Source organism: Arabiibacter massiliensis (assembly GCF_902386925.1).
GTDB lineage: Bacteria > Actinomycetota > Coriobacteriia > Coriobacteriales > Eggerthellaceae > Arabiibacter > Arabiibacter massiliensis.
In genome coordinates this window covers 1,632,456-1,644,770 of sequence record NZ_LR698996.1, presented here as the reverse complement: position 1 = coordinate 1,644,770, position 12,315 = coordinate 1,632,456, and the positions used below count along the sequence as shown (strand labels likewise).

Sequence of the window (12,315 nt, the reverse complement as noted above, 5' to 3'; positions counted from 1 at the left end):
CAGCCGCGCGCGTCAGTAGGTGAAGCGATCGGTGTACTCCTTCGCGTCACCCACGTACTGCGTCGCGCCGCCGGCGGCGAACGTGAGGTCGATGCGCGTCCACGTGTTCGCCTCGACGTCCACCTGCACGCTCTTCCAGCTTCCATCAAGATATACTAAATTCCAGGCGTGGTAAACCTCATCGGGGGAAACGTAACCGGTTATGATTTTCGTCGGAATGCCCTGGCTGCGCAGCATGGCGGCCCCCAGGCTCACGTAATCGAAGCAGACCCCCGTGCCGGCAAAGAGCGTGGCGTCGGGGTCGGGCACGTAGCCGGTGGCGTCGGCCAGCTGCTGGGCCTTGGCCGTGTCGTAGGAGATGTTGGCGGTTATCCAGTCGTAGATGGCGCGCAGGACATCGCCCTGGTTCTGGGCGCCGGCGGCCAGCTCGTCGGCCTTGGCCACACAGGCGCTGTCCTCGTCGTAGTCGCAGAACACGTTGGGGCGCAGGAAGGGCTCGAACTCGCTGTCCATGGCGACGTCCACCGTCACGCTGTTCACGGCCACGTAGCTGTTTCCGCTGGTGTTCTGCATGACGCTCACCTCGTAGGCGCCGTCGCCCATGTTGAGGGGGGCCGCCAGGGGCGTGCCGTCGCCGGGCAGGTCGTAGTTGTACTGCTGGCCGTCCTTGGAAACCAGGAGCTTCATGCGGTTCTCGTTTTGCGCGGAGGCGGCCACGTAGCCCTGCGCGGCGTGCGAGACGTCGATGAGGCTGTCGTGGTCGGCGGTGGCGGCGTCGGCGTCGAGCTCGGAGGCGGCCAGGGGCGGGCGCTCGAAGGTGGGACCGCTCGTGGTGCCCTCGTCGTTCGCGGCTCCGGGGCGGGTTTCTCCTGCCGCCGTGCCGCCGCCGGCTCCCGCGCAGCCCGCGAGCGACGTGAGCGCGAGCGCGAACGCGAGCGCGACGACAGAGGCGCGGCGCGTCGCCGTCGCCAGGCGATATCTGCGCGCGCCAAGGCGTTTCACGGGCGGATCCTTCGGTCGGTCGGGCGGTCCCCGCATGCGGCGGCCGATGCTGGCTCCTCATTATACCGCGTCCCCCGCAAAGCCCCCCGCACGTCCTCCCGCCGTCTCTTATACACATCCGACGCCTCCGACGCCCCCGTCGTTCTGCGACGGCCGCCCCCCCTCCTTGTCATCCTGAGCGGAGGCGGCGTAGCCGCCGGAGTCGAAGGATCTCCCGCGGCGCCAGCCGGCAAATGTACGGTTGAAACGGGTCGAGCGGCCCGCAGGCCTCAACTTTCAGATGAGGGGAGGAGAAGATTTTCCGCCCTTCTCCACATTTGCGGGCGTCTGGACAGCAATTATGGAAGAGCCTGCATAAAAGGGCTGTTCGGCAAGCTTAAAAGGCCTCCGAAAAAGCCGCTCATATGGTAAAATAATACTTGGATTTTACCCTGTCTCAAACCAGGGTGGATCTACCACGTGAAAACGCGTACCCCGGCATGTGCACCAACGTATGAGCGAATCGTGATGTAAGCGGAGCCCCGCGAGGGCGGCGAAAGCCCCATAGGCTGAGCCAAAAGGATTCGGTGATACGGATGAGCATGCTGGAAAAATTCTGCGACGCGCGGAACACCTTCGAGGGCAAGGCCCTGGCCGTCTTCATGGCCGTGGTCATGGTGCTCTCGTTCTCGAACCTGACCTCCTTCGCGATCGCCGCCGAAGGCGACGCGCCCAGCGACGAGCCCGCGCTGCTCTCCGAAGAGACGCCGCAAGTCATCGACGAGCCCGTTGTGGAAACCGAGCCCGTGGAGCCTGCGGTCACCGAGGAGCCGAGCGCGACCGTCACCGAGACGCCCGCCGTCACCGAAACGCCCAGCGCGCCTTCCAGCAACGAGCCGGCCGTCGATGAGCCTGCCCCTGTCGAGCCCGCCGAACCCGGCGTGGCCGTGGTGGGCCTGGACTTCGAGCACGCCTACATAACGTATCTGGGCCAGGACATTGCGCTGCCTGCCGAAACGTTCAACTTCCCCCTGAACAAGGAGCTCGCGTTCTTCGTCCACGCCGACGAGGGCTTTGAGATCGACGCGGTGAAAACCGTCATCGAGGGCGTGGAGGCCGAGCTGACCGCCGATGAGCAGACCGGCGAGTACAAGGTGCCCGCCGACCAGGTGACCAGCAAGCTCACCGTCAAGGTGGAGGCCAAGGCGAAGGAATCCGAATCCCCGGAGCCTGAAACCGACACCCCCAAGGCCGACCCCATCACCAACGACACCAAGATCGAAGCCGACAGCACCGACGCCGCCACAGAGGCCGCCGCGCCCGAGGTGGCCGCCGCGCCCTCCAATTCCGCGTTGCGCTCTGTCACGACGGGCTCTGTTCCGGTGACGTTCGTGTACACGGACGAGAACGGCCAGACGGTGAGCACGGAGCAAGGCATGCTCCCCGGCGGCGTTATTGCCGATAACGTCCCGGCGAAGGACGGCTATTCGTTCAAGAATGCCTTTGTGGACAACAATCCTATCGTGTTTGCCGGCGAGATGGGCGGCTCGGTGTTCTACACGGCGGAGGGTGACCTGGATTCCGGCGTTGCCATGCGCCTTGAAGACGGCAAGTCCATTCAGCTTGTGTATGGTCCGTATGTTCAGAAATATCAGATAACCTACAGCGAATCGGGCGCGAGCGGTATCGCGGGCAATTCCGTCGACGGCCCCGCTTCCCTCAATGCGGGCGAACAGCTCAACTTCCGCGTTGACGTGGCTTACGGTTACCACGCAAACGTATCCTGCAACGGAGCGCCTGTCTCATCGAACGGCTATCTCTACCAGGTTGATGGCATTGACGGCGATGCGGTCATCAACGTCGAGTACGTGCAAAACGATTCTCTGGCATTCAGCGTTGCCGATCGCGGACTGCAAAACTTCCATTCGGCAAGTTTCAGCCCGAATCAAACGTTCCCGGTGCCTTCCGATGGCGTGACGTTCACGGTAAACATGACCTCGGCGCCGAGTATGGTGTATGAGTACGACTGGCGGCTGGACGCCCTGTCTATCAACGGCGAGACCCTCAACGTTCCTACGGCGTTTAGCGTGGGGGCAAGGGCCGAAACCACGCTTTCGACGGGTGTGCGCGTTGGCATCGAGCTGAAATCCATTTCGGGCTGGGATGATTCTTCGCGCCAGTTCTCCTACGATATCGTCGTGCAAGGCGCGAAAGACGATATCGTTATCACCTCGGGCAACTTCCGTGCGTCTACCTGGCAAGAAGTCATCCCGCGCTACACTTCGGGGGTCGTTCTCGAGAAGAGCCCCATCGATGGAGGCGGTTTCGAGAGTGTTGCCAACTACTTGCCCGTCCAGACTAATTACTTCCCCATTTTCAGGGTGAAGCTTGAGGCGGGCTATGAGAACCTGCAGATCCTGCTCAATGGCGAAAAACCTTCGTTGAAGGAAAGGGACGGCTGGCTTTACTGCATGGTGCCTCCTCTGGGATCGGGTAATCCGCTGCAGACACTCGATATCAGCGCCTCGCTCATTCAGTACCAGGTGAAGTACGATGCGAACGGCGGGACAAACGCTCCGACGGATTCCGCTACCTACGATTTTGTCAGCAACAAGCAGCTCATGGTTGCCGGCGCGATGCCTTCGAAGGACGGCGAGGTATTTCTCGGCTGGAAGCTGCAGGGCGGCAACGATACCTACTATCCGGGCTCTGTGCTGAATATCGAAGAAGTTGCCGCGCATGCGTCTGAGGGCAACGAGCTGGTGTTCGTTGCGCAGTGGGCCAAGAAAGTCGAGCCCGGGACGCCCATCCCTGTGCAGGTGCACTATTACTATCAGAAGGCCGACGGCACTTTCTCGAGCACCCCTGATCGTCTATCGAGCGTGTCGGGATTCGCCAACACAGAGATAGTGAAGTGGAACGGTGCCGAGGAGGCTCCCGAGGGATACCTCTACAACGAGAATCTTTCTGTAGCGAGCGCGCTGGTCTCGGCCGATGCGTCTAACCCGACGGTGCTCAAGCTGTACTACGACATCGCCCGCGACGTCTCCTACACCGTGCACTACTACCTTGAGGGAACGACGACCCCGGTGGCCGACGACAAGGTGGTGGAGAATCAGACCTTCGGAACGGAGATCCAGGAGAGCGCGGCCGACATCCGCGGATACCAAGTGGTGGGCGAGAGCACCCAGAGCATCACGCTGGACGCCTACGGCAAGGAGCTCACGTTCTACTACGTCTCCGCTGCGGCCGACTACACCGTGAGGCACTGGTTCCAGAACATCGACAACGACGAGTACAGCCAGGATCTTCCGTTGCTGCCCGATCAGACAGTGGAAGGCATCGCCGGCGAGCTGACTGCGGCCGTCGCGACGGCTCCGGAGGGCTTTACGGCGCAGGCAGTCGAGCAGAAGACCATCGCCGCCGACGGCAGCACGGTTGTCAACGTGTACTACGAGCGGAACAGCTACGAGGTAACGTACGCGTTCGATCGTACGCCCGAAGGCGCCAGCGAGGTTCCTGCGCCTTCCTATCATAAGTACGGCGCGGCGGTCGACGTTGCGCCCGGCGCTACGGCCCCCGGCTACACGTTCGCCGGTTGGACCACGAGCGATGCGGCCGTCGAGGACGGCTCCTTCACCATGCCCGCCGGGAACGTGGCCTTCACGGGCACCTGGACGGCCAACCAGGCCACGGTGGAGGTGTGGTTCTATGATTTGAACGGCACTGCCTACGTGCTGACTGAAGCGGGCGCGTTGTCCACGGCGGGTGCCGAGAGCGCTCACGCGAAAACGATCACCTCCGACAGCAAATCGGGCTATAGCGAAGACGAGCTGAAGCAGCTTGCCGCCACGGCGTACGATCTCACGCCGGAGAAGGACAAGTACGCGGACTACGGGATGGAAGTGTCCGACGGCGCGGGCGGCTGGGAGCCTCTTGCCAGCTTGGATTCCCACGTCATTCAGGGCGGGGAGACCATCCGCTACCACGTGTCTCCTGAAGGCGCCCGCACCGTCACCTACAGGGCGGGCGACCAGGGCGAGGGCGCGGATTTCGTCGACGGCAGCTATTTCAAGGGCGATACGGTAGCGCAGAAGAGCCTCGCGGACACGGGCATCGTCGCCAAGCCGGGCTACTCGTTTGCGGGCTGGACGACTGAAGATGTGGCCGTCGAAGCCGACGGCTCCTTCGCCATGCCGGGCCGCAGCGTGGTGTTCACGGCCCAGTGGGCGCCCAACGACGGAACCGCCTATACGGTGGAGCACTACAAGGTAAGCGCCGACGGCTCGACTGCGACGCTGGTGGGCCAGCCGCTGCAGCTTGCGGCGACCACGGGCACGACGGTGCAGGCCGAGGCGCTGAGCATCCCCGGCTACACCTACCAGCCTAACTTCAACGAAAACGGCATGACCACGGTGGCGTCCGGCACGGTGGCGGGCAACGGCTCGCTCGTGCTGAAGCTGTACTATACGCCCGACGCCGACGCGCTGGTCTACGATGCCAATCACGGCACAGGCGCGATGACTCCCACCGCAGGCGTCACCGACGGAGATGTTTCGGTGGCCGAGAACGGCTTCACGCGCACGGACTTCAAGTTCACCGGCTGGAACACCAAGGCCGACGGCGCGGGCGTGCCCTATGCCCCCGGCGCGACGTATCGGCTGACGGCTGAGGACGACGTGCTGTACGCCCAGTGGACCGAGCAGGCCACGCTCACGTACGACCTGAACGGCGGCCGCGGCATAAAGCCGGCCGACCAGCAGGTGGACAAGGGCACGACCATCACCGAATTCGCCGCGGGCGACGGCCTCTCCAACGGCGGCGCCACGTTCAAGGGCTGGTCTGCCGACCCGAATTCCCTCGAGCCGCTTACCGAGCTCACGATGGACGAGAGCAAAACCGTCTACGCCATCTGGGTCGACGTGTACGAGGCGATCTATCTTGCGCAGCAGTACGCCGACCCCGATAACCCTTCGACGGTCGAGTTCATCCGGGTGCATCCGGAGGGCGTTCCGTCGAAGTTCGAGGTGAAGGCCGGCGATAACTTCCTGGGTGACAAAAACGATACGACTCAGCGCCTCGATTGGATGCCCGAATCCATAACGACTACGGAGAAGGGCATCGACGGCGCCTCGCAATCCACCACGCAGAACTTCTATTATTGGGATAGGACCAACAGCGAAGCCGCGGAGAAGCGCGTAAGCGTGTACTACACGACTACCGTGGAGTCCGGATCGCTTTCCGATGGCGACGTGTCGGTGAACAACGCCAGTCGCGAGAATTACTCGGCTATCCGCCAGGGTATGGTGACGGTGCGTACGCACTACCTTGATGCTGCCGGAAACGTCGAGCACGCGCAGCTGACGGGCAACGCGATCACCCGCTATCAGGGTACGTCGCGCAGCGTGACCGAGCAGCTGTACTTCGCGTGGCAGGCGGAGAACTTCGTGTCGCTCGCGGTGCAGAACAGCAGCGCCGACTGGGTGCTGAACAAGGTCGTGCGCTCCGACGGCGGCGACGCCGTGGCTGGAGGCTCCGGCGCAACGCTGTCCAACGTGGCCGGCAACAGCACGGTGGACATCTACCTCACGCCCAAGTACACGGTGAGCTACTTCGACGTGACCGGCGGAACCGAGCAGGCGCTGCCGGAGCTCGCCCAGGTGGGTACCGTTCCCGTCGCGAACGTCGACGGCGGCACGAGCCTGCTGCCCGCCGGCATGGGCCTCATCTCCGACCTTTCCGCGCAGGCCCTGCCCACGCCGGAAGGCTATACCTACGAGGCTTCGTGGAACACGGCGGCCGCCTTCGACGGCACCGCTGTGACGCCTGGCGATGGACTGGATCTTGCGCTCTTCGGCGAGGGCCGCGCGCTGTCGCTGTACGCCAAGGGCACGCTGAACTCCTATGAGGTCGCGTATCAGTGGAACGCCGATCAGGCACCCGCCGACGCGGTGCTGCCCACCGGCGGCACGTTCGACCATGGCGACGCTTTCACCGTGGACACGGAGTATACGGCGGACACGCGCGTCGAGCTGACGGATGAATTCGGCAACGTGACCGACGTCTACACCTTCAGCGGTTGGGACACGGGCGACTTCACGGTGACGGGCTCGCGCACCATCACGGGCACGTGGACGCATACGGAGAACACCATCCCCCAGGCGCGCGTGACCTACGAGTGGGACGGCCCGGTGCCGGCCGGCGAGACGCTGCCGGTGAACGATACGTACTACACGTTGAACCAGGACTATCGGGCTGACATCGATACCGCCTACACGAGCGAAACCGTCATCGAGACGCATGACGCTTACAACAACGTGAACGGCCGCTACACGTTCAGCGGTTGGACCGATGAGAACACGAGCGGCACGATGGTCGAAGGCGGCGTGGTCATCAAGGGCACGTGGACATTCGAGTCCGTGGTGGTCGCCCAGCACAAGGTGACTTACGAGTGGACGGGCGACGTGCCCGAGGGCGATTACGCACAGACGCTTCCGCAACCCATAACGGGCCTGGTGAACGGCCAGGACTACAACGTGGACGCGCAGTTCACGAGCGAGACGAGCATTCCTCATCTCGATCAATACGGCAACGTGGACGGCCATTACACATTCGGCGGCTGGAGCCAGACCGGCACGCAGACGATGGGCGATGCCGACGTGACCATCACCGGCACCTGGACGCTCGTGCCTCAGGACGTGCCCGCTTACGGCGTCACCTACGAGTGGACGAACGCGCCTGATGGCGATTACGAGCAGACGCTGCCCACCGATCCCAATACGTATGTGAAGGGCCAGGGCTACCCGGTTGATGCCACGTTCGTGGCGGGCGACACCGTGGATCACCTCGACCAGTACGGCAACGTGGACGGCACCTGGACGTTCCTCGGCTGGCATGACGCGCATGCGGGCGTCATGGTGGAAGGCGGCGCGACCATCGAGGGCGCGTGGAGCTACGCCTCTCAGGACGTGGACGCCCACAACGTCTCCTACGAGTGGACGGGAGCACCCACGGGCCAGAACGCCCCGGTGCTGCCCATCGACGCGAACGCCTACGTGCCCGGCCAGACGTATCCGGTGGACACTACGTTCACGAACGCCTCCACCATCAACGACCTCGACGCCTACGGCAACGTGAAGGGCGTCTGGACGTTCGGCGGCTGGAACGATCCGAACGCCGGCACGATGGGCGACGGAGACGTCGTCATCACGGGCGAGTGGATCTACGCCGCCACGCCGGTTCAGAAGCACGGCGTCGCCTACGACTGGGGGACGGAGAACATCCCCGCGGGCGTGACGTTGCCGCAGGACTTCGACCAGTACGTGCCGGGTCAGACCTATCCGGTTGACGCCGAGTACGCCGCCGGCACGCGCATCGATGCGTTCGATGCCTACCATAACCTGAACGGTTACTACACGTTCAGCGGCTGGAACGATCCGGGCGTGGGCGTCATGGGCACGTCCGACGTGACCATCACCGGTTCGTGGAGCTTCACGCCGGTCGAGGTGCCCGCTTACGGCGTCACCTACGACTGGGGCGATGTGGCCGTCGAAGTGGCCGCCGTCTACCAGCTGCCCGTGGACAGCGGAACCTACGTGCGCGGCCAGAACTACCCGCTGGACGCCACGGAGTACCAGCCTGTGAACACCTACGACGCGTACGGCAACGTGAACGGCACCTGGACGTTCGGCGGCTGGAACGACGCGCACGGCGGCGTCATGGTGGAGGGCGGCGTGACCGTTACGGGCTCGTGGACCTACGCGCCGGTGGACGTGGCCAAGCGCACGGTGAGCTACGACTGGGGCACTCAGGACGTGCCGGCCGACGCGCAGCTGCCCGCTTCCGTGAGCGGCCTGGTGAAGGGCCAGGGCTACGAGGTGGACGGCACCTATACTAATGAGACCGTCATCGAGACGCATGACGAGTTCGGCAACGTGAACGGCCGCTACACGTTCAGCGGTTGGAACGATCCCGCTGGCGGCACCGTGGGCGACACCGACGTGGTCATCACCGGCTCGTGGAGCTACAGCGACGTGGCGGTGCCTGCGCATGGCGTTGCCTACGTCTGGGTGAACGCGCCCGACGGCGAATACGAGCAGACCCTGCCGGTGGATGGCGCGCAGTATGTGAAGGGCCAGGGCTACGCGGTTGACGCCACCTATGCCGCGGGCTACACCGTGGATCATAAGGACGCCTACGGCAACGTGGACGGCACCTGGACGTTCGAGGGTTGGACCGACCCGAACAACGGAATCATGGGCGAGGCCGATGTGACGGTTTCCGGCTCGTGGAGCTACGAGGCGGCCGAGGTGGCGAAGCATCAGGTGAACTACGAGTGGACGGGCGACGTTCCGGGCGGCGCCTACGCCCCAACGCTCCCCGCCGCCATCCGCGACCTGGTGAAGAATCAGCCCTACGACATCGACACCGCCTACGCCCCCGGCATGACGGTGGACCATCTCGACCAGTACGGCAACGTGGACGGCACCTGGACGTTCCAGGGCTGGAGCGATCCGAACGCTGGCACCATGGGCGAAGCCGACGTCACGGTGACGGGCGCGTGGGCCTATGAGGAGATAGCGGTTCCGACGCATCAGGTGAAATACGACTGGGGCCAGGCCGCTCCCGAGATCTTGGCTGCGTACTCGCTGCCCGCAGGCGTCGAGGGCCTGGTGAAGGGTCAGCCGTACACGGTCGATCCCACCGTCTACCAGCCGGTGAACACGGTCGACCAGTACGGCAACGTGACGGGTACGTATACCTTCAACGGGTGGATCGACCCGAACAACGGAACCATGGGCGACGCTGACGTGACGATCACCGGCACGTGGACGTATCAAAGCGAGGACGTGCAAACCTACGGCGTGAGGTACGAATGGACGGGTGCGCCCACGGGTGCCTACGTCCAGTCGCTGCCCACGAACCCCAACGCTTACGTCAAGGGCGAGGGCTATCCGGTTGATACGACCTTCGCCCAGGGGACGACGGTGGAGAGCACCGACGCGTACGGCAACGTGAACGGCCGCTGGACGTTCAGCGGCTGGAACGATCCGGGCGCGGGCGTCATGCTCGAAGGCGGCGTGACCCTGACCGGCTCGTGGGCTTACGAGTCGGTTGCGGTGGCCCAGCATCAGGTGAGCTACGAGTGGACGGGCGACGTGCCCGCCGGCGCGGAGCTTCCCGCTGCTGTGGACGGCCTGGTGAAGGGCCAGACCTATACGGTGGACGCGAAGTTCACGAGTGAGACGAGCGTTCCGCACTACGATCAGTACGGCAACGTGGATGGCATCTACACCTTCAGCGGCTGGAGCCAGACGGGCCAGCAGGCGATGGGCGATGCCGACGTGGTCATCACCGGCGCTTGGACGCTCGTGCCTCAGGACGTGCCCGCTTACGGCGTGACGTACGTGTGGACGAACGCCCCCGACGGCGACTACGAGCGGGCTCTGCCGACGGATTCCGCCACCTATGTAAAGGGCCAGGGGTATACCGTCGACACCACGTTCGTGGCGGGCGAGACGAAGGTGGACCACCTCGACCAGTACGGCAACGTGGACGGCACCTGGACGTTCCAGGGCTGGAACGATCCCCATGAGGGCACGATGGCGGAAGGCGGCGTGACCGTCTCCGGTTCGTGGACGTACGAGTCGGTGGACGTGGTGAAGCGCAACGTGAACTACGTATGGACGGGCGACGTGCCTGACGGCGCGTATGAGCAAGCGCTTCCGGCCGCAATCAGCAACCTGGTGAAGGGCCAGTCGTACCAGATCGATACCGCCTATGCCCCCGGCATGACGGTGGATCACCTCGATCAGTACGGCAACGTGGACGGCATCTGGACGTTCCAGGGCTGGACCGACCCGAACAATGGAACCATGGGCGACGTCGATGTCACGGTGGCCGGCGCGTGGAGCTACGCGCAGGTTGATGTGGCAAAGCATGCGGTCGGCTACGATTGGGGCACCCGGAACGTTCCTGCTGGCGTGCAGCTTCCCAGCGGCATCGAGGGCCTGGTGAAGGGCCAGACCTATACGGTTGACAACGCGTTCGCCGCGGGCATGACGGTTGACCATACCGACGCCTTCGGCAACGTGGACGGTCGCTATATCTTCAGCGGCTGGAGCCAGACGGGCCAGCAGACGATGGGCGACGCCGACGTGACCATCACCGGCGCTTGGAGCTACGAGCCGGTGGCGGTGGCGCAGCATCAGGTGAGCTACGAGTGGACGGGCACCGTGCCTGCGGGCGCGCAGCTTCCCGCTTCGCTGGGCGGCCTGGTGAAGGGTCAGCCCTACGCGGCCGACGCCGCCTATTACAACGGCTACCAGGTGACGGATGCCACCGGCGTCTACACCTTCAGCGGGTGGACCGACCCGAACGCCGGCGTCATGGGCGATGCCGACGTGGTGCTGACCGGCGGCTGGACGTACGAGGCTGCCGAGTACACGGTGGTGTACAACTGGACGAACCCGCCCGCGACGGCGGTCATCCCGGTCGGCGGCACGTTCGCCTACGGCGACGCGTTCACGGTTGACACCCAGTTCGCCGCCGGCACGCAGGTGAGCGACGCCACGGGCACCTGGACGTTCGGCGGCTGGAGTACGGGCGACTTCACGGTGGAGGGCAACGTCACCATCACGGGCGACTGGACATTCGAGGCCGCCGAGTACGTGGTGCGCTTCGTGGACTACAACGATACCGAGCTCGGCACGGGCACGTACGGCTACGGCGATGCGGTGAACGCTCCCGCCGATCCGACGCGCGCCGACGAGGACGGCCTGCGCTACACGTTCGCCGGATGGCGCGCCGAGGACGGCACCGTGTACGCCGGCACTGCGGTTCCTACGGTGACCGGTAATGCGGTGTACACGGCGGTGTACACGTCTGCGGCCGTGCCGGCAACACCGGTGACGCCGCCGACGCCCACGACCCCGCCGGCAACCCCGACGCCTGCGACGCCGACGACGCCGACGACGCCGACGCCTCCTGGGGTGATTCCGGAGGCCACGCCTCCGGTGGTGGCGGACGTCATCAACGCGCTTGAGGACGCCGTGACGCCGCTGGCCGGCCCCGAGGCCGCGCCCGAGGAGCAGGTCATCGACGACAACGGCAACCCGCTCGCGGGCTACGACCGGGTGAACTGCTGGGTGCACTGGTACCTCATCCTGGGCATCATCGTCACGCTGGTCTACGGCGCGGCAGTGCTCGTGCGCCGCATGAACTTCACGCACAAGCTGAAGGGCTTCGAGAACGACGTACTGGGCATCGAGGACGAAACCGCCGACGCGGCGGCTCCCGCCGCGCCCTTCGCGACGGAAGGGAAGGAGGCCTAGC

General features: G+C 64.6%; 2 protein-coding genes. One reads left to right on the top strand and one right to left on the bottom strand.

What is annotated here, in order from left to right:
• Positions 1-12: 12 nt before the first annotated feature.
• On the bottom strand, positions 13-1,002 hold the full coding sequence (locus FX134_RS07030; RefSeq protein ID WP_172623411.1) for a transglutaminase-like domain-containing protein: 990 nt from the start codon (positions 1,000-1,002) through the stop codon (positions 13-15).
• A gap of 575 nt (positions 1,003-1,577) precedes the next feature.
• Between FX134_RS07030 and FX134_RS07025 the strand changes: the two genes are divergently transcribed.
• Positions 1,578-12,314, top strand: a complete 10,737-nt coding sequence (locus tag FX134_RS07025) for an SHIRT domain-containing protein (protein ID WP_080799621.1) — start codon at positions 1,578-1,580, stop codon at positions 12,312-12,314.
• Position 12,315 lies beyond the last annotated feature (1 nt).

Excerpts from the sequence above, each read along its gene's own strand:
- FX134_RS07025 (WP_080799621.1), top strand. The coding sequence starts at position 1,578 with ATGAGCATGCTGGAAAAATTCTGCGACGCGCGGAACACCTTCGAGGGC.